This window comes from Streptomyces aureus (assembly GCF_001418135.1).
GTDB lineage: Bacteria > Actinomycetota > Actinomycetes > Streptomycetales > Streptomycetaceae > Streptomyces > Streptomyces aureus_A.
The window spans coordinates 1-25,456 of sequence record NZ_LIPQ01000110.1; the positions used below are offsets into that span (position 1 = coordinate 1).

Genomic DNA, 25,456 nt, shown 5'->3' on the forward strand with positions numbered 1-25,456 from the left:
CAGGCGGTGGCGGAGACCGTCCCCGGCACGCCGATCTCCCGCCGCCGGCTGTTCTCGGCGGGCGGCGCGGCGCTGCTCGGGGTGGCGGCCGCCGGCGGCGGGGTGTGGGCGTGGCTGGGGTCGCGGGACGGTGAGGAGGGCAGCAAGGCGGGTTCCACCGCGGGCCCCACCGCCATCCCCGCCAGCACCGCCCCGGACGGCGCGCCCGCCGCGCTGTGGCGGGGGGACGCCCTGGACCGCGAGGAGAGCGTCATGCCGCTGCTCGCCGGGGGCGTCGTGGGGTTCGCGGAGACGGTGTCGTTCCGTGCGCTGGACCCGCGGAGCGGGTCGGTGCGGTGGGAGGACAAAATGGTCATGGACCCCAAGCAGATCACCACGGACGGTACGAACTTCTACGCGTCCAGCTATCCCGTCTACGGGCCGTCCGCCCTGGAGATCCGTTCGCTCGCCGCCCTCACCGGCAAGGAGACCGCCCGGACGATCGCGCTCAAGGGCTTCGAGGGCTCCCAGACCGGTACGGAACTCCTGACCGCGGCGGGCGGGATGCTCTACGCCTCGTCCCGGCTGGGCAGCAGGACCGACGCGGACGTCAGCACCGGCTGGCATCTGATCGCCGTCGACCTGCGTACGGGAAAGGTGACATGGCGCCATCCCCACACGTACACCAACGCCCGCCCCTGGCTGGCCCGGATCGTCGGCGGCCGGCTGGTGCTCGGCAAGAACAGCGGTGATCTGGAGTCCTTCGTCGTCCAGGCGCGAGACCTCCGTACCGGCCGGCAGCTGTGGCGACGAAGCATTCCGCTCAAGGAATCCATGTCCTTCATCCCGGGCCAGCTGGCCACCGACGACCGGCACCTTTACCTCGGCGGTGACCGTCTCCGGGCGCTGCGCCTCACCGACGGCGGCGTCGCCTGGGAGTACGGCAAGGGCTCCTCCTTCGGGGTCCCCACCGTGTCGGACGGCCTCGTCCACGCGAACGAGGCCGGCCGCGGACTCGTGGTCGTCAGCGCCGACAAGGGCGTCAAGCGCTGGGCGGAGGCGCTCTCGGGCCGCAGTCTGACCCCGGATCTCCACTCGGTCCCGGTGATCGGAGAGAAGTACGTGTACGCGCCCGTCCGGGGCGGACTGAGCGCGGTCGACCGGGTGACCCGCCGCTCGGCATGGGTGTTCCCGACGGAAGCCACCCGGTACGTCGTCGACACGCAGCGCAAGCGGATCGTCGGGGCGGGAGCGTCGTCCGTCGTGGCTCTCCCCTTCGCCTGAGCCTCAGACCACACCCACCGTCCACCGCCCCCGGCCGCTACCGGCCCATCGACCCGGAGACCACCCGTGACCACGCAGCCCCTCGCCACCGGCGACCCGCTCCGGCTCGGCCCGTACCGCCTGCTCGGCGTCCTCGGCGAGGGCGGCATGGGCAAGGTGTACGTCGGCCGGGACGGCGACGGCGCACCCGCGGCCGTCAAGGTCCTGCGGCCCGAACTCGCCCACGACCAGCACCTCGCCCAGCGCTTCGTCCGCGAGGCCGACATGGCGCGGGCCGTCACCAGCAAGGGCGTGGCCCGGGTTCTCGGGGCCCAGACCGAGGGCGGACGGCCGTGGATCGCCGCCGAGTTCCTCGCCGGGCCGACCCTCGACGAGGCGGTCCGGGCGTACGGACCGATGGACGTGCCGGCGGTCCGCGCGCTCGCGGCCCAGCTCGCCCGCACGCTGCACGACATCCACGCGGCCGGTCTGGTCCACCGCGACCTCAAGCCCGCGAACATCGTGCTCACCTCCACCGGCCCCCGGATCATCGACTTCGGCATCGCCCGCCCCGAGCACGGCCTCACCCTGACGACGACGGGTCAGATCCCGGTCACCCCGGGATACGGGGCTCCCGAGCAGGTCCTCGGCCGGCGGGTCGGCCCGGCGTCGGACGTCTTCTCCCTCGGCGCGGTCCTCGCGTTCGCGGCGAGCGGGCGGCGTGCCTTCGACGGCGCGCACGTGCCGGCCGTCCAGTACGAGGTCGTGCACGGGACTCCCGACCTGAGCCAGGTCCCGCCGGAGGTGAGGGAGTTGATCGGACCCTGCCTGGCGAAGGACCCGGCGTACCGCCCCACGCCCCCGCAGATCGCCGAGGTCTTCGCCCCGCCGAAGGGCGCGGACCGGGCCTGGCGCAAGGGTCCGCTCGCCGACGACATCAAGCGGCGCGAGACGGCCACGAAGCGCCTGACCGCGCCCGCGGACACCGTCGTGACCTCCGGCTCGCCGTCGCGGCGCCGCTTCCTCACCGGAGCCGCCGTGGGCGTGGCGGTCCTGGGAGCCGGTGGCGGGGCGGGCGCGTGGTGGCTGAACCGGGAGGGTGTGAAGTCCCCGACGGCCGATGTGCCCCCGGCAGTGGCGACCCCGGAGGCCGCCTTCGTCTCTGTCATCGACAGCCAGGCAGGGAAGCCTCCGAACGCGCTGTGGGGGCCCTTCGACGTCTGCGCCCCCGCGGGAACGCCACCGCTCCCCGTGCGGGACGTGGTCCTGATGCAGGCGAAGGCGGGCGAACTCCTCGCCCTGTCCGTCACGGACGGGAAGGAGCGGTGGCGGGCCAGGGACATCGACGCCGAGGCCGGTTTCGTCTCCGTCGCGGACCGGCTCGTCGTCGGCGTCGACAAGAACGGCGCGCTGCAGGCCTACGTCGCTTCCACCGGCCGTCACGTCTGGCAGATGGAGGCCGGCGTCGAAGCCGTCCTCGCCGCGGACGACACGAACGTCTACCTCACGACGCCTGACAACATGCTGCGCGCCGTCAACGCCTGGACCCTCGCCCCTCTGTGGACGCGCCCGATGACGTCCCCGCGCTCGGCACACGGGCCCGCACGTGCGGCGGCGGACAAGAACCGTCTCGTGGTCCACGGCAGGGACGGGCAGGTCGTCGTCATCGACACCGCGACCGGCGAGACCGCCTGGAAGATCAAGGACCAGGGCACCCTCGGCCAGGCCCCCTCGATCAGCGGCGCCACCGTGTACCTCGGCGGCCGCAGCCTGATGGCCCGGCGCCTCGAAGGCGGGGACTTCCTGTGGAAGGAAGAGACGCTCGCCTCCCGCGACAGTGCGGTGGGGTGGAGCAGCCCGACCGCGTACGACGACTACGTCTTCGCCATCGACGGCTACGAGGCCCACCAGTTCCGCACCCTGCCCGACGTCAACACCCCGGGCAGGGAATGGATGCAGCCCCTGGACAACCGGGGCGCGGGCATCTCCGCTCCTGCCGTCGCAGGCGCCACGGTCTGGCTCCCGGAAAGCGACCACGGCATCGTCCAGGTGGTGCGCAGGACCACCGGCGACCGACTGTTCACCGTGAGGATGCAGCACGAGGGCGCCTACCAGCTGGCGAGCGACGCCAACCGCGTCTTCATCACCCGCGGCGGCCGGATCGTGGCGCTGCCCGTGTTCGGGGAGTAGGACCGTCGGCGGAGAGTCCTGCTCCCGCCGGCCGGCCCGAACTGGGCCCCGGTCTCCGCTCTCTGGCCTGTCGCCCGCGCCGCGCCTCGGGATCGCGCCACGGCAGGCACGTCGTCGACGCACACGGTGCCCGCGCAGCCGAGTTCGCCGGCGCCGCTCCGGTCGGCGGCCGCGCCGAGCCTCGTCGGCGCGGACCGCGTTCCCGTCCTCAGCTCCGGCGCGAACGCAGTACGGATACGGCGACGGCGGCGCCGATCAGCACCGCGGCACCGATGCCGAGTCCGATCCACAGGCCGGTGTCGCCGCCCTCGTCGCTCTTCTCCTGCGCGGCGGGAGCCGGCGCGGGAGCGGCGGTGGAAGGTGCGGCCGAGGTGGCACCCGCCGACGGGGCGGCCGAGGGCGACGCGGACACCGTGTCGTCGAGGTCCTCGATGGGCCGTACGTCGGCCGGGCCCGGGTCGCCGGGCGTCTTCAGCGCACGGAGCGGCCGGATGGCGCCGTAGCCGATGAAGTCGCTGCGCTCCTCGCCCTGGGCGGGCTTGGCGACGGTGTTCAGCATGACCTTCAGGACCTGGTTGTTGGTCCAGTCGGGGTGCTTCGACCAGATCAGTGCGGCGGCGGCGGAGGCGAGGGCGGTGGCGTCACTGGTACCGGTGGACTTGCAGGTGCCGGTGCCGCCCCCGCAGGCGTGGACGGTGTCGAGACCGGGGGCGACCACGTCGACCTGCGGACCGTGCTGGGACTCCGGGATGCGCGTCGCCTTCTTGTCGACGGCGCCGACACCGACGACGCCGGGGGTCCCGGCCGGGTACTCGAGCCGGTTGCCCTGCTCCGCCTTGTTGCCCACGGCGGCGAAGACGAGGGATCCCTTGTCCAGCGCGTACTTCACCGCGTCCGTGAGCTCCTGCGAGCCCGCGGTGGCTCCGAGGGAGATGTTGATGACCTTGGCGCCGGAATCGGCGGAGTACTTGATCGCCGGGGGCACGACGCGGTTGAACTCCCTGTCGCTCTCGGCGACGCTGGCCGTCCCCTCCTCCAGCCCGGGAACACGCACGGGCAGGATCTTCGCGCCCGGTGCAAGGCCGAAGGCTCCCTTGCCGCCGTCTCTCGCTCCCGTACCGGCGATCAGACCGGCCATGCCCGTGCCGTGCCCGAGGTAGTCGGTGAACTGGTCACCCGACTCCTCCGTCGCGAAGTCCTTCCCTTCGAGTACCTGGCCCCGGAGGTCCGGATTGTTCCGCTCCACGCCGGAGTCGATGACCGCGACGGTCACGCCCTTACCCGTGCTGAGCTGCCAGATCTCCTCGGCGCCCATGGCGTCCAGATGCCACTGCTGGTCCCGGACACCCGCCGCGTGAGCGGGGACGGAAGCGATGCCCACCAGCAGCATCCCCAAGGCGGCCGAGGCGGTGACTCGGGCACGGCTCCGACGAATACTGCTGGTACGCATCTGCTTCCTCGCGCTGATCAGTCGATGACGGGCGGCGCCACGCGGCGCCCCTGCTGCCAGGTCTCCTCGTCCTCGACCAGGTAGTCGGGACGCTCTCCGTTCGTCTCCTCGCGGTCGCCGGGCCGCTGCGTGGAGCCTCCGCGCACGAGGCCGGAGCCGCCGGGCGTGAAGGGACGCGCGCCGCCGCCGGTGGCACTGGCGCGCTGCGCCCTGCCGCCGACGATTCCGCCGGTCTCGCCGGCGAGACGGCGCCCGCCGGTGATGCCGTGCTGTCCGGAGCCCATGCCGCCCATCGGGCCGCCCATCCCGCCGCCGCCCATGGGCGCGCGGCCCATGCCCGTGCCGTTACGGCCCGGCTCGGTGCCGATGACGGTGCTGCGCGGGAGTCCGGTCTGGGGACGTCCCTGCGCGTTGGGCACGGCCTTGCCGCCGCTGATGCCCTCGCGGGGGCCGCCCAGCGGGCCGGGACCGGTCGGCAGGCCGCGCGGGCCCGTGGTGTTCATCGGGTTGCGCGTGCCGCCGGTGACGGGACCGGTGGGAGGCGGTACGCCGGGGCCGCCCTTCGACGGGAGCGGGGGCATGCCGGTCGTCGTCACGAACGGAGGCGCGCTGCCGTCCGGCTTGGTGATCGGCGGCGGCGTGCCCGGGGTCTGCGTCGTGGGTCCGGTGGGCGCGGTCGGCGGCGTCTTGGTGTCGACGCTGTCGATGCCGAGGTCCACGGGCACGTCGGGCCGCACGTCCGGGCGGACGATCTGCGTCGGTCCCGTCGTGTCCTTGGTGGACGGCGGGAGGGTGGTGTGCGTGTCGGGCGTGGCGGGGTCGTCCTGCCGCGGCCGTGGGATGTGCGTCGTCCCCGTGTCCGTGCCCGTGTTCGTACCGGTGGAACGGGTGCTGCTGTTCGGCGAGGATCCGATGGAGGAGGAACGGTCACTCACGTCGGAACGCGCCGGCACGAAGTCGCCCGGCGGCGGCGGGAACGTCGGCGGCTTGAGGCTCGACATGTTGAAGCTCGACCACTGGTACGAGGAGGAGAGCTTCTCCATTTCGGCCGCCGCGGCCTGCTGGTTCGCCTTCTCCTTGGCCTCGATGGCCTTGAGCTCGTCGCTGGCGGCCATCTGGCTCTTGGCGTTGCGCGCGATGGTCTGCGAGTCGGGGTCGTTGCGGTACTTCTGCGCGGCCGCCAGGTTCGCCTTGGCCGACTCGTGGGAGGTGTAGCGCGGAATGGCGCTCTGCGCGGTGGCGATGGCCTCAGAGGCGCTCTGCATCCACGTGGACGCGCCCGTGCTGTAGTCGCCGAGCGCGTGGGTCGAGCTCACGATGCTGTCGGCCCACTCGTTGAACGCCTTCTCCGCCTCGCCCTCCCACTCCACGCGGCTGGAGCGGTTCTTGAGCTGCGTGGCGATGCGATGCATCTCCTCCGCCGCCGCCTTCAACCGTGTCGCCGCGTTGCCGACGTAGAACGAACTGGCTTCGTCCAGCCATGCCAGCATCTGCTGGTGGGACATCGAGCGGAAGTCCGTTCCGCCGCCTCCGCCGCCCTCTGCAGGCCTCATCTGTCGCCTCTTCCCCGTGTCCCCGAAATGTCGTCCGCGCCGCCCTACTTGAAGGGGCTGTCGCTCTCGGTGTTCTGACTGCCCTGGCTCTCCGAACCACCGCGGCCGGCTTCCTTGTCCGCCTTGTCCTTGGCGACCCACGTCCGGTCGTGGATGTTGATCATCTTTCGCTTGACGTCGTCGTCCATCTGCTCGAAGCCGTCCTTGGACGCCACGACCGCGATACCGACGCCCTCCAGGCAGTCCTTCAGCAGACCGGAGAGCTCCGTCAGCTGCCTGAGGACGTTGTTGTACGAGTCGTAGACGCCGGACGCCTCGGCCCAGGCTCCGCCACCGCCGCCGAACTGGCCGCGTACCACCGGGTCCGACTTCATCTTGCTCTTGTCGGCCTCGGAGGAGGTGAGCGTCTCGATCAGGCCGTCGATGCCCTTCTTGAACTCCGTCATCGATTCGGTGTTGTAGCGCACCGCTTCGGCGCTCATCGCCCGCATCCCGTACCCGCCCCCGTCCACGTAGGCTTCCATGCCCGCGCTCCTCCCCCGTCGAACAACCGTCCGCCGTACTGCCAAGTCCAGAAGTCCACTGTAGTCAGGAACGACGACAGTGCGCACCTCCGGGTTGCACAAGCAACGGACATCACAGGGTTACGAATTGGGCACGGCCACCGCTGCCTGAGGGCGGATCGGGAGGCGGTTGACCGGGCGGCCCGTCGCCGCGCGTACCGCTGAGGCCACTGCGGCGGGTGAGGTGACGACCGGGATCGCGCTCGCCGCCTTCGCACCGAAAGGCGCGACGACGTCCCGCTCTTCGACGAGTTTCACGATGCGAATGTCCGGGGCGTCCAGGGATGTCGGGAGTGCGTAACCGGTGAAGTCCGGGTGCCGGACCAGCCCTCGGGCCGTGCGGAGGTTCTCCGTGAGGGCCGCGCCGACGCCCTGGGTGACGCCCGCCTCGATGCGGGTGGCGAGCTGGGCCGGGTTGAGGACGCGGCCGACGTCCTGGGCGACGGCCATCTCCACGACGCGTACGGCGCCGAGTTCGATGTCCACGTCGACCACCGCGCGGATCGCGCAGAACGCGAGGCCGACGAAGGCGTCGCCCTGGCCCGCCTCGTCCAGCGGCTCCGTCGGGTGCGGACGGCACTGGGCGGTGGCCCAGAGTTCCTTGCCGTCCATCGCCTCCGTGACGGTGGTCGACAGCACCCCGTCGTACGAGGTGATCTTGCCGTCGGTGATCTGGAGGAGCTCCGTCGACATGCCGAACTGGTGCGCCAGCGGCTGGAGAAGCTGCGTGCGGACCATCTTCGCGGCACGCTCCACCGCCCCGCCGGAGACCCACGTGTGGCGGCCGTGCGCCGCGGGCCCCGCCGGCGGCTGGTCGGTGTCGACCGGAGCCACGTGGACCTCGTCGATGCCGAGCGTGTCCTGCACGATCTGGCGGGCGAGCGTCGAGAAGCCCGAACCGGTGTCCACGGCCGAGCAGATGACCGTCGCCACCCCGTCCTGGACCCGTACCGTCGCCGTCGAGACCTCGTCCGTGCCCTCGGCGCCCAGCATGTGCACCATGCCCAGCGCGTAGCCCACGCCCCGCCGCACCGCGCCCGGTTCGCCCGCGCCCTCGGGGCCGCCGGGCAGCAGCCACTCGCCCTCGGGAGTGTCCTTGGGCAGGGCGGGGAGCGGGAAGTCGCGTACGGCGGCGAGCAGTTCGGCCACCGGGGCCGGGCAGGTCACCGTCTGGCCCGTCGGCAGGATGTCGCCGGTCGACATCACGTTCCGCATGCGCAGCTCCGCCGGGTCCACGCCCAGTTTCGCCGCCAGTTTGTCCATCTGCGCCTCGTACGCCGCGCACACCTGCATCGCGCCCTCGCCCCGCACATGGCCGGACGGCGGGTTGTTCGTGCGGACCGCCCAGCCCTCGACGAAAGCGTGCGGGACGACGTACGGGCCGCAGGCGAAGGCCACGGCCGCCGCGAGCGACTCCGACGAGGAGTCGGCGTACGCGCCCGCGTCGAGCAGGATCTGCGCCTCCACCTTCACCAGGCGTCCCTCCGCGTCCGCGTGGTGCCGGTAGCGCAGCAGGGTGGGGTGCCGGTGGGCGTGGCCGAGGAAGGACTCCTCGCGCGTGGCGGTGAGCTTGACCGGGCAGCCGGTACGCAGCGCCAGCAGGCCCAGCGGGATCTGGAAGCCCGGGTCCTCGCGGTCGCCGGTGGCGCCGGGCACGCCGGTCACCACCAGCTTGACCTGCTCCGGCGGAAGGCCGAAGCAGGCGGCGGCCAGGTCCCGGTCGGTGTGCGGGTCGGTCGAGGCGGTGTAGAGCTCCACCCCGCCGTCCGGGCGCGGTACGGCCAGGCCCGCCTCGGCGCCGATCGGCGCCGGGTCCTGGCGCCCGATCCGGTACAGGCCCTCGACGACGATCTCGCCCGTCACGTCCGGGTCGCCGAAGCGGAGCGGGATGTGCCGGATCAGGTTCCCGTCGGGGTGCAGCGCCTCCGCCGCGAACGCCTTCTCCGGGTCCGTCACCGGGTCGAGCACCTCGTACTCGACGGCGATCGCGGCGGCAGCGAGCCGGGCCGTGTCGGGGTGGTCGGCGGCGACGGCGGCGATCGCCTCGCCGTGGTGCCGGACGAGGTCGGCGGCGAACACCGGCCGGTCGGCGACCCGTCGGCCGTACGTCGCCGCGCCCGGCACGTCCGCGGCCGTCACCACGGCCCGTACGCCCGCCATGGCGGTGGCGGCGCTCGTGTCGACGGAGACGATGCGCGCGTGCGGGTGCGGGGAGCGCAGGATCGCGGCCCAGAGCAGCCCCTCGGCCCACAGGTCGGAGGCGTACGGGAAGGTGCCCTCGGTCTTCGCCCTCGCCTCGGCCTGGGGAAGCGAGGTGCCGAGGCCGTGCGCGGCCTGCTCCTGGCCCAGGGTCCCGGGGGTGTCGAGGACCGGGATCGTGGGAACGGCGGTGATCGCGTCGCTCACGCCATGCCTCCGTCGTGCGGGTGGGGGATCTGGTGCGGGACCCGGGGCTCTTCGGCGGCCTCGGACGCGGTGGCCGCGGCGCTCGCCTCGCGCTCGGACACGACGTCCCGTACGGCTTCGAGGACGCCCCGGTAGCCGGAACAGCGGCACAGGTTGCCCGCGAGCGCCTGGCGGGTCTCGAGTTCGGTGGGGGCGTGGTTGCCCTCAAGGAGGTCATGCACGGTCATGCACATGCCGGGGATGCAGAAGCCGCACTGGACGGTTCCGCACTTGGCCATGGCCCGCTGCACGTCCGACGGCTCCCCGTCGACCGCGAGGCCCTCGACCGTGCGCACCTCGCTCCCGGCGGCGGTCGCCGCGGGGACCAGGCAGGAGGCGACGAGCCGGCCGTCGACCTGCACGTTGCACGCGCCGCACTCGCCCTGTGAGCAGCCGTCCTTCGCCCCGGCGAGGCCGAGGCGCTCACGCAGGACGTAGAGCAGCGACTCGCCGATCCAGGAGCCGGTGACGGGCCGGTCGGCGCCGTTGACCCGGAGGGTGTACGAGGTGTGGGGGTGCTCGTCGCTGTCGGTGGAGGCGGCGAGGCTCGCGCCGGGCGTGGCAGGCGCGACGGGGTCGGCCGGGGCGCCGGGGATCGCCGCAACGGGCTCGGGGGCGGTGTCCGCCTCCAGGGCCCGGCCGGACAGCTCGGACGGGGCGGACGCGTCGGAGAAGACGGACGGGTCGGCCACGTTCGACGGGTCGGACGGGTCGGACGCGTCGGCCACCTCCGACGGGTCGGCCGTCCCCGGCTCGCCGTCCGTCTTCCGCGCCTCCGGCCCGGGCACCTCGGCCCGCGCGGCCGTCCCGCCGTCCGGGCTCGCGCCAGGCTCCTCGGCTTCCGCGGCGGCGCCGGTGCCGACGGGGTCCGCCGCGGCCTCCGCGACCGGTTCCGCGACCGGTTCGGCCGCCGGTTCCTCCTGCAGCGCCCACGGGGCCGGGGCGCCGCCCGGCAGGGTCGCCGGGGCCTCCGCGTACGGCCGGACGGCCGAGGCGGCGAAGTCGCCCGGCTCCTCGGCGGCGCCCGCCTCCTCGGCCAGCTCGGGCATGCCCGGTACGACCGGAATCTCCCATTGGCCCGTGGTACCGGAGGCGACGGGCGCCGTCGTCTCCGTCACCTCGGTGAAGCGCCACTCGGACGTGGCGTGCGGATCCTGCTCGAAGTGCTCGGCGTATTCGGTGTGACCGGTGTGCCCGGCCTGTACCGCCGCGTGCCCTGTCCGGCCGGCGTCGTACCCGGCCGGCCCGCCGGCGTACCCGCCCTGGCCGGCGTACCCGCCCCGCCCGGCCTGTTCGCCGTACCCGCCCTGCTCCGCGTACTCGGTCCCGTCGAAGTACTGCGTCTGCTCCGCCTGCGTGGGCAGGTGGACGTTCCACGTGCCCGTCGCCGACGGGTCCGTCACGGCCGGGTCGAGCGGCTGCAGCGGGGTGATCATCGGCGGTACGTAGCCGTGGCCGGGTGCCTCCAGGGGGACGCCGTCCAGCATGAAGTCGGGCGGCAGCTGGACGAACGCGGTGGCGTCCCCGTCATACCCCTCGCTCTGCGGAATCGGCTCCCAGCCGCCGGAATTCTGCTGCTCACGCTGCTGGTCGTTGCTCACGACAGTGCCCTCCCCAGTGCCCGTCGGGCGAGTGCGGCGACGGTGCGCCGCAGGTGCAGTACGGCCGGGGGCAACACTTCGTCGCCCGGCGGGTCCGGGATGCAGGCGGCGGCGACGTACTCGCCGAACGCCGCGAGCGCCTCGGGGGCGAGCCCCCGGTCGTTGTCCCAGTCGACCAGCGAGGCGATCCAGCGCTCGGCCTCCAGCGGGCGCAGCGGCATCGGCGCGACGGCGCCGACCGCGCAGCGCACCCCGCGCCGGGCCGGGTCGAGGACGACGGCGACGGATGCCGTGGCGCGGGCCGGGCCGGTCCGGCCGGTGGCCTTGACGAAGACCTGGGGGGCGTGGAGCAGCGGGACGCGGACGAAGGCGACGAGTTCGCCGGGGGCCAGCAGGTCGCGGCCGGCGAGCAGGTGGGACACGGGGATCTCGCGGCTGCCGAGCGGCCCGAGGACGACCAGGTCGGCCTCCAGGGCGGCGAGGACGGGCAGCGAGTCACCGGTGGGCGCGGCGGTGACGACGTTGCCGCCGAGGGTGCCCGCGTTGCGGATCTGGGGCGGTCCGGCGGCGCGGGAGGCGGCGGCGAGGGCGGGGATGAGCGCGGCGAAGTCGGGGCGGCCCATGCGCGCGTGGGTGAGGCCCGCGCCGAGCAGTGCGTGGCCGTCCTGGTACTGCCAGCCGCGGATCTCGTTGATACGGCTCAGGCCGACCAGTCCGGCGGGGCGGAGCTGCCCCTTGTTGACGGCTGCCATCAGGTCGGTGCCACCGGCGACGGGGACGGCGGCCGGCATGGCCGTGAGCGCTGCCACGGCCTCGTCGAGCGAGGCGGGCAGCGTCACGGACTGCGCCGTCTGTGGTGCGTGCGTGGTCAACCCGCTGCCCCTTCCCGGTGTCCCGGTGGTCCCCGAATGTGCCCGGCGGTCGCGCCTGCGTGTGGGCGTACCGTACGTGTTCACAGGCCGGACGTGGCAACTCTGGCACATCTTCCGAGCGGTCCGACGCGAGGGCCCGCGAAGGACTGTTCCGTCCGGGACGTCCCGACGACTGACGGTAACTTCCGTTTCGCCGCTCTTGGGTGAAGGGGGATGTCGGGTCCCTCACACGATCGGGGGCGTGCCCTCCAGGGGGCGTCCCAGGACCCCGGGGCGCTGCTGCCGGGGGTGCGGCCCGGTGGGCGGGCGGTAGTCCACGCCGAGGGCGTCCAGGCGCGCGTAGTGGGTGTGCATCCGGCGTGCGAAGGCCGGGTAGTCGCGCGCTTCGGGCGCGGGCAGCGCGGACCAGGCGACCTCGGCGAAGGCGGCGAGGCGCGGGAAGACCTGGTAGTCGACGCGGGACCGGTTCTCCATCACCTCGGTCCAGACGTTTGCCTGGGTTCCCAGGATGTGGGCGGCGGCCTCCGGCGAGAGGCCCGGCGGGACGGGCTCGAAACGGTAGACGTCCTCCAGGGTGCGGACGTACCCGATGGGCATCGGTTCGTCCTCGCCCGGCGCCTGACGGTGGTCCAGGTACACCTGCTGCTCGGGGCACATGACGACGTCGTGGCCGGCCTCGGCGGCGGCGATCCCGCCCCCGTATCCCCGCCAGGACGACACGGCCGCGCCCTCGGCGAGACCGCCCTCCAGGATCTCGTCCCAGCCGATGAGCCGCCGGCCGCGGGCGGCGAGCCAGCGGTCGAAGTGGCGGATGAACCAGGACTGGAGTTCGTCCTCGTCGGCGAGCCCGAGTTCCTTGATGCGGGCCTGGGCGGCCGGGGAGGCCTTCCACTGGTCCTTGGGGCACTCGTCGCCGCCGACGTGGACGAAGGGTGACGTGGCCGCCGGGAAGAGGTCGAGGACCTCCTCGAAGACGCCCTCGTAGAAGCGCAGGACGGTCTCGGTGGGGGCGAGGACGTTGGGGTTGACGCCCCAGGTGTCCCAGACGGTGAGGGCGGCGGTGTCGACGACGTCGGTGTTGCCGAGCTCGGGGTAGGCGGAGATGGCGGCCTGCGAGTGTCCGGGGAGGTCGATCTCGGGGACGACGGTGATGTGCCGCGCGGCGGCGTACGCGACGATCTCGCGGATGTCGTCCTGGGTGTAGAAACCGCCGTGCGGGGTGTCGTCCCAGAGCGGCGAGGCGCGGTGGCCCCACTTGCTGCGGGCCCGCCAGGAGCCGACCTCGGTGAGCCGGGGGTGGCGCTTGATCTCGATGCGCCAGCCCTGGTCGTCGGTGAGGTGGAAGTGGAAGACGTTGAGCTTGTGGGCGGCGAGCAGGTCGAGGTAGCGCAGGACGTCGTCCTTGGGCATGAAGTGCCGGGCGACGTCGAGCATGAGGCCGCGCCAGCCGAAGCGCGGGGCGTCCTCGATCGTCTGCGCCGCCAGGCCCGCGAACGGCCTCTTGCTCACGGGCGCCGCGCGGAAGGCCTCCGGGCCGAGGAGCTGGCGGAGGGTCTGGGCTCCCCAGAAGACGCCGGCCGGTCCGCCGCCGATGATCTCGACGACCCCGTGGACGAGTACGTGGAGCCGGTACGCCTCGGGGGCGAGGCCGCCGTCGAGGCGCAGCCTGACGGTGTTGGTGGCGTTCTCGTCGGTCGTCTCGCGCAGGGGCAGCCCGAAGGCCGCGCCGAGCGTGTCCCGCAGCCAGCGCGCGGTGGTCTCGGTGCCGGCGGCGGCGCTGAGGGTCGTCCCCCGGTCCAGGACGAAGCCGCAGCGGTACGGCCCCTCCACGCGCGCGGGCGCCGGGATCAGGTCCATGGGGTGGGTCATCGCGTCAGTCCTTCACCGCCCCGCCCAGTCCCGAGACCAGGCGGCGCTGTACGAGTACGAAGAAGACGAGCACCGGGACGGTCATCACGGTCGAGCCGGCCATGATGCCTCCCCAGTCGTTCTCGTCGGGCTTGAAGAAGACGAGCAGTGCCATGGGGAGGGTGGACTGCGAGGTGTCGCTGATGATGAACGACTTCGCGAAGAGGAAGTCGTTCCAGGTGGAGATGAACGAGAAGACGCTGGTGGCGACGAGGCCGGGGAAGACCAGCGGGAAGAGGATCTGCCACAGGAACCGGGTCCTGCTCGCCCCGTCGATCTGGGCCTGCTCCTCCAGGGCCTCGGGGACCGCCTTGACGAAGCCGCGCAGCATCCAGATCGCGAACGGCAGCGAGAAGGCGATGTGCGGGAGGATCAGCGAGCCGAGGGTGTTGAGCTGGCCGGCGTCCCGCATGAGGAAGAACAGCGGGATGGTGAGCGCCTCGACCGGCACCATCTGGGCGACCAGGAACATGATCAGGAGCGTCGTCCGGAACCTGAAGCGGAACCGGGTGACGGCCGTCGCCGCGAGGAAGGCGATGAGCGCCGAGGCGAGGACGACCGTGCCCGCCACGATCAGCGAGTTCAGGAAGTAGCGGCCGAACTCCTGCTGTTCGAAGACGCGCCGGAACGAGTCGAGGGACGGGGAGAGCGTCCACGGCCGCGGCTCGGTGGACTGGATCTCGCCGGCCGGCTTGAAGGCCGAGAGGACCATCCAGTACAGCGGGAAGGCGACGGCGGCCGCGACGAGCAGGGTGACGGCCTCGGCGGCGAGCCGCCCGGGCCGGCGTATCCGGAGTGAGGTCAAAGTTCTTCTCCCTGGCGTCGCAGGAGCCGCAGGTAGACCAGGGTCACGGCCAGCAGGATCAGCAGCATGACGACGCCGATCGCCGAGCCCAGGCTGTACTGGGACGAGGCGAAGGCCTTCTGGTAGGCGTACACGTTGAGGACGAGGTTCTGGCCGGCGATGCCGCCGCCGTTCGTCATCACGTAGATCTGGGTGAAGACCTTGAAGTCCCAGATGATCGACTGGATCGTGACGACGACCAGGATCGGCCGGAGCACCGGCGCCATGACCGAGCGCCAGATCCGCCACTGCGAGGCGCCGTCGAGGGCGGCGGCCTCCAGGACCTCGGACGGGATGGCCTTGATGCCCGCGTAGACGGTGACCATCACGAACGGGAAGGAGCACCAGACGACTTCGAGGAGGACGAGGGCGAAGGCGCTGTACCGCCCGTACGTCCAGGAGAAGTCGCCGAGCCCGAGGAGCTTGTTGACGGGGCCGAAGTCGGGGTCGAAGAGGAAGACCCAGACCGTGGAGCCGGTGACCGCGGGCGTGGCCCAGGCGCCGAGCGCGGCCATCATCAGGACGAACCGCGGCAGGGCACGCACGCGCGTGAGGAGTACGGCGAGGGCGCAGCCGACGGCGAGCGTGGTGACGACGCAGGCGGCTGCGAAGAGGACGGTGGCGAGGAGGACCTGCCGGAACTGGGGGTCGGCGAAGAGGGCCGTGTAGTTGCCGAAGCCCTTGAAGGAGGTGGGTTCGCCGCCACTGACCTGGGCCTGGGTGTACTCCAGGAAGGAGATCAGGCCGAGTTGGTAGACGGGGTAGACGAGGAGTCCGCCGAGGACGGCGAGGGCGGGCAGCAGGTACAGCCAGGGGGTCCAGGGGCGGTGGCCCCTGGGGCCGCCGCGCCGGGCCGGCCGGGGGGCCGGGGGCGTGGTCGCGCCCGGCCGCCTCCCGGTGGCGGTGAGCTGGGTCGTCATGCGGCTCAGCCCGCCGGCGCGAAGGCCGCGTCCATCTTCTTCGCGGCGTCGTCGGCCGCCGCCTTGACGTCCTTACGGCCGCTGACGACCTCCTGGAACATCGTGGGCAGCACCAGGGAGGCGTCGATCCGGCCCCAGCCGGGGGACGCCGGGACGAACCTGGTGCCGGCGGCGAGGGTGTCGATGAAGGGCTTCACGAAGGGCTGCCGCTGGGCGGCGGCGGTCCGGACGTCGGTGTACGTGGGGAGGAAGCCCATCGCGTCGAAGAGCCTGCCCTGGGTCTCCTTGCCGGTCAGGGACTTGAGGAGGTCGACGGCGAGGCTGCGGTGGGAGGTGCTCTTGAGGACGCCGATGTTGTTGCCGCCGGCGAAGGCCGGGGCGATGGAGCCGGGGGTGGTGCCGGGCAGCGGGACGACGGCGTACTTGCCCTTGACGCTGCCGGCCTCGACGGCGGCGTGGCTGAAGTCGCCGCCGATGGCCATGGCGGCCTTGCCGGAGGCGAAGGCGGTGACGGTGGCGTTGCCGCCCATCTGGGCGCACTTGGCGGCCGGGCAGTTGTCGTCCCCGAAGAGCGAGGTGTAGGTGCTGATGCCCTTGAGGGCGGCCTCGCTGTTGACGGCGGCCTTGTACGCGTCGCCGTTCGCGGTGGCGAGTTCGCCGCCGGCCGCCCAGACGAAGGGCATGGCGCCGTAGGTGTACGCGCCGCCGACGGCGATGCCGTACAGCTCGGGCCTGGCCTTGCGGACCTTCTTGGCGGTGGAGACGAGTTCGGCCTGGCTCTTGGGGGCGGTGAGGCCGAGTTCACCGAAGACGTCGGTGCGGTAGTAGAGGGCGCGGACGCCGACGAACAGCGGGGCGCCGTAGACCTTTCCGCCGACGGTGACGGACTGCTTGGCGGTGGGGTCGGTGTCCTTGGCCTCGTCCCAGGCGGCGAACTCGGTGCTGATGTCGGCGAGTCCGCCGTCCTCGACGTATCCGGCGGTGTCGGTGTTGCCGTACTCGATGAGGTCGGGGGCCGACTTGGGGTCGTTGAAGGCGGCCTTGACGCGCTGGGCGCGGGTCTCGACGGGTATGTACTCGACCTCGACCTTCGCGCCCTGGTTCCGCTTCTCGAAGGCGGCGACGGCCTGTGCGACGACCTGCTCCTTGGGCTTGTTGCTCACCTCCTGGAAGAGCCAGACCCGCAGGGTGCCGGTCTTCTCGTCCGTCGTGGCCCTGCCGTCGGACGTCTGGGGAGCGCAGGCCGTGGCGGTCAGGCCGGCCAGCAGAAGTGCGGCGGCCGGGGCGGTGACGCGGGTGGTGATGGGGGTCCCCCCTGCTCGAGCGAAGCCGAGAGCTCGGGGGAGGGCAGGAAGCTTCATGACGGATCCCCTCCGGATGCGTGCGTTGCAACATGCGCAATGCGCGTTTCGTTCTGCACAACACGCGTGAGGTTAGGCGCGCCTCCGGCGACCCGACAAGAGGTCTCGACCACCTCAACCACTCCGTGACCGGCGGACGCACCCTGTGCAACGGCTCCGCGTGCCGGATTCCGCGTGCCGGAACCGCGTGCCGGACCTGCGTGCCGGAACCGCTGCCGGAATCCGCGTGCCGGAAAACGAAACGGCCCCCGTCACCCGTACCGAAGTACGCGTGACGGGGGCCGTCCCCGACATTCCCGGACGTCAGGACACCTCTACTTGTCCTTGCCGCCCTTGTCCTTGTCGCCACCGCCGGCGCCCATGGAGTCGTAGATCTCCTTGCACATCGGACAGACCGGGTACTTCTTGGGGTCGCGCCCCGGTACCCAGACCTTTCCGCACAGCGCCACGACGGGGGTGCCGTCGAGGGCGCTCGCCATGATCTTGTCCTTCTGGACGTAATGGGCGTAGCGCTCGTGGTCGCCGTCACCGTGGGACACCTGCGGCGTCGGCTCGACGAGGGTTCCCGTACCTGCCCCGCGCTCGGGCTCGAGAGTGCTCATGGGACCCAAGGGTACCCACGCCCGAGGCGGGACAGAGCCCTCCCCGGCGGCCGTCACCGGGCGTCCGGCGCGGCCGGAGCGGTGCGCCGGAAGCGGGCGGGGATCCGGCGGACGAGCCAGCGGTTGGCCGGCTCCTCGACGAAGCGGTAGAGAGCCCAGGACATCACGAGGATGACGAGGCCCATGCCGAGCATGGTGAAGAGCGCCGAGTCCCGGTCGGGGATCCGGCCCCACTCGTAGGTGGCGAAGCGGCTGACCGAGTGGTGCAGCAGGTAGAAGCTGTACGACCAGACGCCGAGCAGGATGAGCGGCTTCTTGTTGAGGACGCCCCGGTGGCCCGCGAGCTCGCGCTGCACGAACGCGATGATGATCAGCGCGGCGAGCACGGCCAGGGTGGGCCGCAGCGTGTACTCCAGCTGCGCGTCGTAGGCCGGGGACAGGCGCTCCCGCAGCTCGAAGTACGCGTAGACGTACACGCCGAGCAGGGCCAGCGGCACGATGGGGCGCAGCGGCACCCGCAGGCCGCGGCGGACCAGCAGGGCGACCGTCATGCCGAGGAGGAACTGCGGCAGGTAGACGGCGGGGTGCCGCATGACCCAGCGGGCCGTCTCGGGGGTGAGGTTGTCGAACGACCACCAGGCGACGGCCCACATCGCGAGCAGACCGGCGACGGTCAGTCCGACGAGCAGGGGGGTGCGCATCCGGACGACGAAGCGGGCGAGCAGCGGGAAGAGCGCGTAGAAGAGGATCTCGACGCTGAGCGTCCAGGTGACCGGGTTGCCGGGCAGGGTCGGCGTGGCGTCCGGCAGCCAGTTCTGGACGAGGAAGAGGGAGGCGATGAACGACTTCCACTCGACGGCCTCGTGGGCGCGCACGTAGAAGACGTAGTAGGCCAGCACCGCGGCGACCAGGGTCGCCGGCCAGATGCGCGCGACCCGGCGGATGTAGAAGGCGATCGGGTGCTCGTACGGCTTGTACACCCAGGTCAGCAGGAAGCCCGAGAGGACGAAGAAGAAGGTGACGCCGTGGGCGCCCATCTCCGAGTACGGGAAGATGGACGGCGCCCGTCCATAGCCCGTCTTGCCGCCGACTCCGGTGAAGTGGTGCGCGAACACCGCGAAGGCCGCGAAGAACCTCAGACTCGTGAGCGAGTCGAGGCGGGCGGGAAGCGCGGATCCGACCGACTCGGCGGCCTGCTTCGGGACCCGGCCGACCCGGGCAGCGGTTATGACAGGCACTTGTCATCTCTTGATCGTCTGGGCGCGACTGATGCGCACAATGGCTCAGGAAAGTCGGCTCATCGTACGCATCGCGCCCGTCATCGGACACACGTGCGTACCCAGGAGTTCACTCGCCGGTCCGCCGGACGGCTCTCGTCGGCGCGGTCGCCTCAGTTCAGAGAGGGATCGTCCGGGTACGTCGCGATCATCGCGAGCTCGCCGCGCTGCCGCCTGAGGACCTGCCGCCAGAGCGTCTCGGGCTGCGGCGAGGAGACGTCGCCGGGCTCCGACTCGACCACGTACCAGGCTCCGTCGCCGAGCTCGGTCTCCAGCTGGCCGGGGCCCCAGCCCGCGTACCCCGCGAAGATCCGCAGCGAGCCGAGGGCCGGTCCGAGCAGCTCGGGCGGGGTCTCCAGGTCGACCAGGCCGATCGCCCCGTACACCCGCCGCCAGCCGAGCGGCCCCTCGTCACCGGGGATCACGGCGACGCCGAGCGCCGCGTCGAGGGAGACGGGGCCGCCCTGGAAGACCACCCCGGGTTCGCCGGCGAGGCCCGCCCAGGGGGCGAGGATGTCGCCGACGGTCACCGGCGTCGGCCGGTTGAGGACCACGCCGAGCGAGCCCTCGTCGTCGTGGTCGAGCAGCAGAACCACCGCGCGGTCGAAATTCGGGTCCGCGAGGGCGGGGGTGGCGACGAGCAGCCGTCCTGTGAGCGAGGACACCTCGGTCATGCGACACATGATCCCGCATCTTCGGCGTTCGCGGAGGGTCTCGGACGGTACGGAGGGAGGCGATGTCCGGAACTCGCCGACCGTCGCAGTTCAGAGGGGACGGGGCGGGGCCGTGACGGCGCCCGGGCGGCACAAGCGGACGGTAACGCTCCGCAAGATCACGGGAACAGAGGGTGTTGTGCCGAATTCATTACATCTGACAGCCCCCCCGAGGCACCCAGGAGAGGTCTCATGGCCCTTTACCCTTTTCACTGGCCACCCGACCGACCCACTCCGGAACGCGAGATTCATGACCGGCACAGACGATGTCCTGCTTGTCCACGGCGGAACCCCGCTGGAGGGCGAGATCCGCGTCCGCGGCGCGAAGAACCTCGTGCCCAAGGCGATGGTCGCCGCCCTGCTCGGCAGCGGCCCCAGCCGCCTGCGCAATGTGCCCGACATCCGTGACGTCCGGGTGGTCCGCGGGCTGCTCCAGCTGCACGGTGTGACGGTCCGTCCGGGCGAGGAGCCCGGCGAGCTCGTCCTCGACCCGACGCACGTCGAGTCGGCAAACGTCGCCGACATCGACGCCCACGCCGGCTCGTCCCGTATCCCGATCCTCTTCTGCGGCCCGCTGCTGCACCGCCTCGGCCACGCCTTCATCCCGGGCCTGGGCGGCTGCGACATCGGCGGCCGGCCCATCGACTTCCACTTCGACGTGCTGCGCCAGTTCGGCGCCACCATCGAGAAGCGGGCGGACGGGCAGTACCTGGAGGCCCCGCAGCGTCTTCGCGGTTGCAAGATCCGGCTGCCGTACCCCTCGGTCGGTTCGACCGAGCAGGTGCTGCTGACGGCGGTGCTCGCCGAGGGTGTCACCGAGCTGTCGAACGCCGCCGTGGAGCCCGAGATCGAGGACCTCATCTGCGTGCTGCAGAAGATGGGCGCGATCATCTCCATGGACACCGACCGGACCATCCGGATCACCGGTGTCGACCGCCTCGACGGCTACACCCACCGGGCGCTCCCGGACCGCCTGGAGGCGGCCTCCTGGGCGTCCGCGGCGCTCGCGACCGAGGGCAACATCTACGTGCGCGGCGCCCAGCAGCGCTCGATGATGACCTTCCTCAACACCTACCGGAAGGTGGGTGGCGCCTTCGAGATCGACGACGAGGGCATCCGCTTCTGGCACCCGGGCGGCTCGCTCAACGCGATCCACCTGGAGACGGACGTGCACCCCGGCTTCCAGACGGACTGGCAGCAGCCGCTGGTCGTGGCCCTGACGCAGGCCTCCGGCCTCTCCATCGTCCACGAGACGGTGTACGAGTCCCGGCTCGGCTTCACCTCCGCGCTCAACCAGATGGGCGCCCACATCCAGCTGTACCGCGAGTGCCTCGGCGGCTCCGACTGCCGCTTCGGCCAGCGCAACTTCCTGCACTCGGCGGTCGTGTCCGGCCCGACGAGGCTCCAGGGCGCCGATCTGGTCATCCCCGACCTGCGCGGCGGCTTCTCGTACCTGATCGCGGCGCTCGCGGCGCAGGGCACCTCCAGGGTGCACGGCATCGAGCTGATCAACCGCGGCTACGAGAACTTCATGGAGAAGCTCGTCGAGCTCGGCGCCAAGGTCGAGCTCCCGGGCAGCGCGCTGGTCTGACCCGGCCGTGCGCGCGCGGGGACCCGCTCCCCGCGCGCGCACCCGGCGTCCGACCGCGCCAACGGGCCTCTGACGGGCAAACGAAAGGGCGGCCACCCCCTGACAGGGTGGCCGCCCTTTCCGTGCCTCCAGGCTGCCTTACGCGGCCTTGTCGGCCTTACTTGCCCTTGGCGGCTTCCTTGAGCTTCGAGCCCGCGGAGACCTTCACGCTGTAGCCGGCCGGGATGTTGATCGGGTCGCCGGTCTGCGGGTTACGAGCGGTGCGAGCGGCACGGTGGGTGCGCTCGAAGGTCAGGAAGCCGGGGATGGTGACCTTCTCGTCGCCCTTGGCGACGACCTCACCGACGGTCTCGGCGAGAGCGGCCAGCACGGCGTCGGCGTCCTTGCGGGTCACCTCGGCGCGGTCGGCCAGGGCGGCCACCAGCTCACTGCGGTTCATGTTGTTACTCCCGTGTTCTTCTTGCCTGTGAGGCGTGCCACGCGGCGGAAGCCGCGTGATTGGGTACAGCGAAGCCGATGCTGCCAGGGCCTTCGGACAGTCCCCGGACCCGGGTCTAATGACAGACCCTCGCGCCCAAACACGCATCCTGCCCCCACCAGCGGCGGGAACGCCAATCCGGCACCCCCTGGGGTCACACGAAAAGCGCCAGAGCCCCGTGGTGGTGACGTTCTGTCGACTCCACGAAAACCATGCGGAGCCGAAAAGCCACCCTAAAGGCGGGTTTACGCCACCGCGAATCGCGACGCGCCGTCAGCGCCCGGTCGCCACCGGGCCGCTGACCGCCGCCTTGGCCGCGTTGCGCACGGCTCCGGCGACCGCACCCGCGACCTTGTCGTTGAAGACCGACGGGATGATGTAGTTCGGGTTCAGCTCGTCCTCGGTGACGACGTCGGCCAGGGCCGTGGCGGCCGCCAGCATCATCTCCGTGTTGACGGTACGGGACTGGGCGTCGAGGAGACCGCGGAAGACACCCGGGAAGACCAGCACGTTGTTGATCTGGTTCGGGAAGTCCGAGCGGCCGGTGGCGACGACGGCGGCCGTCTGGCGCGCGGCGGCCGGGTCGACCTCCGGATCGGGGTTCGCGAGCGCGAAGACGATCGCGCCCTCGGCCATCGCGGCGACGTCGTCCGCGCCCAGCAGGTTCGGGGCCGAGACGCCGATGAAGACGTCCGCGCCGACCACGGCCTGCTTGAGGGTGCCGGTGACGCCCTCGGGGTTGGTGTTGTCGGCGATCCAGCGCAGCGGCGTGCCGGGCGCGGCGTCGACGAGGTCCTCGCGGCCCGCGTGCACGACACCGTGGATGTCGGCGACGACGGCGTGCTTGACGCCCGCGGCGATGAGCAGCTTGAGGATGGCCGTACCGGCAGCGCCGGCACCGGACATGACGACCCGTACGTCGCCGATGCCCTTGTTGACCACGCGCAGCGCGTTGGTGAGGGCGGCGAGGACGACGATGGCGGTGCCGTGCTGGTCGTCGTGGAAGACGGGGATGTCGAGGGCCTCGCGCAGCCGGGCCTCGATCTCGAAGCAGCGGGGCGCGGAGATGTCCTCCAGGTTGATGCCCGCGAAGCCGGGGGCGATGGCCTTGACGATGGCCACGATCTCGTCGGTGTCCTGCGTGTCGAGGCAGATCGGCCAGGCGTCGATGCCGGCGAAGCGCTTGAAGAGGGCGGCCTTGCCCTCCATGACGGGCAGGGAGGCCATCGGGCCGATGTTGCCGAGGCCGAGGACGGCGGAGCCGTCGGTGACGACCGCGACGGAGTTGCGCTTGATGGTGAGGCGGCGGGCGTCCTCGGGGTTCTCGGCGATCGCCATGCACACGCGGGCGACGCCCGGGGTGTAGATCATGGAGAGGTCGTCACGGTTGCGGATGGGGTGCTTGGACGCCATCTCGATCTTGCCGCCGAGGTGCATCAGGAACGTACGGTCGGAGACCTTGCCCAGGACGACGCCCTCGATGGTGCGCAGCTGCTCGACGATCTCGTCCGCGTGCGCCGTGGAGGTCGCGGCGATGGTGACGTCGATACGGAGCTTCTCGTGGCCGGAGGCGGTCACGTCGAGGCCGGTGACGGATCCGCCGTGGGACTCCACCGCCGTGGTGAGCTGGGAGACCGCGGTTCCGCTCGCGGGAACCTCCAGCCGGACCGTCATCGAGTACGAGACGCTGGGCGCCGTTGCCATGGCCGAGTTCCTCTGCTTTCCCTGAGCTTCGTTGCTACGCCGCCCCGGCTGGTTGCCCGGCGGCGCCCTCCGATGGTCGCACCTACCTGCCGGTAGCAGGTAATGCGGTCATTTTGTTTTCGGAAAGTAGTTTCCACCATACGAGAAGTGCTGAGGAAACAGAAGAGGCCCCCGTCACCAGCGGTGACGAGGGCCTCAACTTCGTACATACGTCTAAGTGGCACCGACCCGCCATGCTCGCCTCGCGGCAAGTGGTCCCTCTGAGGGACGAAGGTTGGGCCCGGGGGCTTGGATCGAGCCGGTGCCACGACAAGGCTAACAAACCACCCTGGTTGGTGATTCCAGCGCCACAGGTTGACCGGAAATCGGCGTCACCCGCTCCAGGCGATCAGTCCCTCAGCAGGTCCGGGACCCCCGCCTCGTCCGGCATGTCCGCCGCCGCCGCGACCACCGTGAGCTGCTGCGTCGCCCGGGTCAGGGCCACGTAGAGGACCCGCAGGCCGGCCGGGGACTCGTCCGCGATCTCCGCGGGCGAGACGACGACCGTGGCGTCGTACTCCAGGCCCTTCGCCTCCAGGGAGCCGAGCGCCACCACCCGGTCGCCCAGCTCGGCCAGCCAGCGGGCCGCCTCCTGGCGCCGGTTCATGGCGACGACGACACCTACGGTGCCCTCGACCCGCTCCAGGAGCAGCCGCGCCTCGGACCGAACAGTTTCGGCCAGATCGGGCTTCCCCGCCGTCTCCCCCACCGGTACGAAACGGGGCTCGACGCCCGTCGAGCGGACCGCGCGCGGCGACTCCTTGCCCGGCATGGCGAGGGCGAGCACCTTGGCCGCGAGCTCGGCGATCTCGGCCGGGTTCCGGTAGTTCACGGTCAGCTCGAAGCGGCGTCGCGGCCGGGACCCGAGGGCCTCGTCGCGGGCCGCCGCGGCCTCGTCCGGGTCCGACCAGGAGGACTGCGCCGGGTCGCCGACGACCGTCCAGGTGGCGTGCCGGCCGCGCCGCCCGACCATCCGCCACTGCATGGGCGTGAGGTCCTGCGCCTCGTCGACGATCACGTGCGCGTACTCGGTGCGCTCCGCGGCGAGCCGCTCGGCCCGCTCGCGCTGGGTCTCCTCCCGGACGGGCATGAGCTCCTCCAGGCCCGTGAGCTGGTCGAGCGGGTCGTACTCACGCTTCTTCCGGGGCCTGGCCGGGGCCCCGACCAGAGTGTGCAGCTCGTCGAGGAGCGCCACGTCGTGGACGGACAGCTCCGTGCGGCGCAGCGAGCGGGCGAGCCGCCGCACCTCGCCCGGGTTGAGGATGCGGCGGGCCCAGCGGCCGAGCCGGCGCTCGTCGGCCATCGCGTCGAGGACCCGGCGCGGGGTGAGTTCGGGCCACCAGGCGTCGAGGAACCCGAGGAAGGAGTCCTCCGTCGACACGTCCTCGTCGAAGGAGGAGCGCAGTTCGGCGGCGAGCTCGGGGTCGCTGTGCCGGCCGACCGCGCCCGACTTGGCGTACAGCGCGTCCAGGAGCAGCCTGCGGGCGCGCGGGCGCAGCAGGTTGACGGGGGCGGTGCCGCCGAGGACGTTGTGCCGGATGCGCCGCAGCTCGTCGGCCTCCAGCTCCAGACGGCGGCCGAAGGCGACGACCCGCAGCCGCGTCGGCGTGCCCGCCGGGACGGGAACGTCCTCCTCGCCCAGCTCGGGCTGGTTCCTGGGCGGCGGGGTCTCCAGGGCGCCGCGGGCGGCCTTGCGGAGCACGTGGAGCATCCGGGAGGAGCCCTTGATCCGGGCGACGGCCGGGTCGTCGTAGGCGGTGGCCTCGGCACCGTCGACGAGACTGCCGACCGCGCGGATGGCGACCTGCCCCTCCTCGCCCAGCGAGGGCAGTACGCCCTCGGTGTACGAGACGAGGAGCGGGGTCGGCGAGACGATCAGGATGCCGCCCGCGTACCGCCGCCGGTCCTGGTAGAGCAGATAGGCGGCCCGGTGCAGCGCCACGGCGGTCTTGCCGGTCCCGGGCCCGCCCTCGACGTACGTGACGGACGCGGCGGGCGCGCGGATGACGAGATCCTGCTCGGCCTGGATGGAGGACACGATGTCCCGCATCGTGTGACTGCGGGCCTGCCCGAGGGCGGCCATCAGGGCGCCGTCGCCGATGA

General features: G+C 71.9%; 19 protein-coding genes. 3 read left to right on the forward strand and 16 right to left on the reverse strand.

The genetic code is table 11. The features are described 5' to 3' along the window. Together AOK00_RS11530 and AOK00_RS11535 are read left to right on the forward strand one after the other, a co-directional pair. Window positions 1-1,263 (forward strand): outer membrane protein assembly factor BamB family protein (locus AOK00_RS11530; RefSeq protein ID WP_159041739.1); only part of this gene is annotated, 1,263 nt, incomplete at its 5' end. A 66-nt stretch (window positions 1,264-1,329) separates the two neighbouring features. Next, window positions 1,330-3,432 carry a serine/threonine-protein kinase gene (locus tag AOK00_RS11535; protein ID WP_055600221.1) on the forward strand — a complete coding sequence of 701 codons (2,103 nt, stop codon included), beginning with the start codon at window positions 1,330-1,332 and terminating at the stop codon, window positions 3,430-3,432. 208 nt (window positions 3,433-3,640) lie between these two features. Here AOK00_RS11535 and mycP read toward each other — a convergent pair whose 3' ends face one another. From mycP to AOK00_RS11600, 13 genes are all read right to left on the reverse strand, one after another. Next, window positions 3,641-4,882: a type VII secretion-associated serine protease mycosin gene (gene mycP / locus AOK00_RS11540; RefSeq protein ID WP_055600222.1), complete on the reverse strand. Its 1,242-nt coding sequence runs from the start codon at window positions 4,880-4,882 to the stop codon at window positions 3,641-3,643. A gap of 17 nt (window positions 4,883-4,899) precedes the next feature. Further along, window positions 4,900-6,435 (reverse strand): WXG100 family type VII secretion target, encoded by a 1,536-nt coding sequence (locus tag AOK00_RS11545; RefSeq protein WP_055600223.1) that lies wholly within the window; start codon window positions 6,433-6,435, stop codon window positions 4,900-4,902. 44 nt (window positions 6,436-6,479) lie between these two features. Further along, entirely contained in the window at window positions 6,480-6,959 is a 480-nt protein-coding gene (locus tag AOK00_RS11550; protein ID WP_055600224.1) for a hypothetical protein, read from the reverse strand. A 120-nt stretch (window positions 6,960-7,079) separates the two neighbouring features. Beyond that, complete coding sequence (locus tag AOK00_RS11555; RefSeq protein ID WP_107097363.1) at window positions 7,080-9,374, reverse strand: xanthine dehydrogenase family protein molybdopterin-binding subunit; 2,295 nt, start codon at window positions 9,372-9,374, stop codon at window positions 7,080-7,082. A 26-nt stretch (window positions 9,375-9,400) separates the two neighbouring features. Continuing rightward, window positions 9,401-11,044, reverse strand: coding sequence for a 2Fe-2S iron-sulfur cluster-binding protein (locus tag AOK00_RS11560; protein WP_055600225.1), 1,644 nt, complete (start codon window positions 11,042-11,044; stop codon window positions 9,401-9,403). Further along, window positions 11,041-11,916 (reverse strand): FAD binding domain-containing protein, encoded by an 876-nt coding sequence (locus tag AOK00_RS11565; RefSeq protein ID WP_030324484.1) that lies wholly within the window; start codon window positions 11,914-11,916, stop codon window positions 11,041-11,043. Before AOK00_RS11565 ends, AOK00_RS11560 begins: the two co-directional genes overlap by 4 nt. A 225-nt stretch (window positions 11,917-12,141) precedes the next feature. Beyond that, window positions 12,142-13,785: a beta-N-acetylhexosaminidase gene (locus AOK00_RS11570; RefSeq protein ID WP_055600226.1), complete on the reverse strand. Its 1,644-nt coding sequence runs from the start codon at window positions 13,783-13,785 to the stop codon at window positions 12,142-12,144. 4 nt (window positions 13,786-13,789) lie between these two features. Next, the gene (locus AOK00_RS11575; RefSeq protein ID WP_055600227.1) at window positions 13,790-14,629 is read right to left on the reverse strand and encodes a carbohydrate ABC transporter permease; all 840 of its coding nucleotides are present in this window, start codon (window positions 14,627-14,629) and stop codon (window positions 13,790-13,792) included. Next, window positions 14,626-15,588, reverse strand: coding sequence for a carbohydrate ABC transporter permease (locus AOK00_RS11580; RefSeq protein ID WP_055600228.1), 963 nt, complete (start codon window positions 15,586-15,588; stop codon window positions 14,626-14,628). The genes AOK00_RS11575 and AOK00_RS11580 overlap by 4 nt, the downstream gene beginning before the upstream one ends. A gap of 5 nt (window positions 15,589-15,593) precedes the next feature. Next, window positions 15,594-16,949 (reverse strand): extracellular solute-binding protein, encoded by a 1,356-nt coding sequence (locus AOK00_RS11585; protein WP_055600229.1) that lies wholly within the window; start codon window positions 16,947-16,949, stop codon window positions 15,594-15,596. Window positions 16,950-17,263: 314 nt separating this feature from the next. Then, window positions 17,264-17,551 carry a DUF3039 domain-containing protein gene (locus AOK00_RS11590; protein ID WP_015033918.1) on the reverse strand — a complete coding sequence of 96 codons (288 nt, stop codon included), beginning with the start codon at window positions 17,549-17,551 and terminating at the stop codon, window positions 17,264-17,266. 53 nt (window positions 17,552-17,604) lie between these two features. Next, a complete protein-coding gene (locus tag AOK00_RS11595) occupies window positions 17,605-18,789 on the reverse strand; it encodes an acyltransferase family protein (RefSeq protein ID WP_055600230.1) in 1,185 nt (394 codons plus the stop codon). Between the two features lie 152 nt (window positions 18,790-18,941). Then, a complete protein-coding gene (locus AOK00_RS11600; protein ID WP_030324470.1) occupies window positions 18,942-19,502 on the reverse strand; it encodes a YqgE/AlgH family protein in 561 nt (186 codons plus the stop codon). A 289-nt stretch (window positions 19,503-19,791) separates the two neighbouring features. Here AOK00_RS11600 and murA point away from each other — a divergent pair, with 289 nt between their 5' ends. Then, a complete protein-coding gene (murA, locus tag AOK00_RS11605) occupies window positions 19,792-21,132 on the forward strand; it encodes a UDP-N-acetylglucosamine 1-carboxyvinyltransferase (RefSeq protein WP_055600231.1) in 1,341 nt (446 codons plus the stop codon). Window positions 21,133-21,289: 157 nt separating this feature from the next. Here the strand turns inward: murA and AOK00_RS11610 are convergent, their stop codons facing one another. From AOK00_RS11610 to AOK00_RS11620, 3 genes are all read right to left on the reverse strand, one after another. Continuing rightward, on the reverse strand, window positions 21,290-21,571 hold the full coding sequence (locus AOK00_RS11610) for an HU family DNA-binding protein (protein ID WP_017237029.1): 282 nt from the start codon (window positions 21,569-21,571) through the stop codon (window positions 21,290-21,292). 312 nt (window positions 21,572-21,883) lie between these two features. Next, window positions 21,884-23,314, reverse strand: coding sequence for an NAD-dependent malic enzyme (locus AOK00_RS11615; protein WP_055600232.1), 1,431 nt, complete (start codon window positions 23,312-23,314; stop codon window positions 21,884-21,886). 388 nt (window positions 23,315-23,702) lie between these two features. Then, the coding region (locus tag AOK00_RS11620) for a HelD family protein (protein WP_055600233.1) at window positions 23,703-25,456 on the reverse strand (1,754 nt) is incomplete at its 5' end.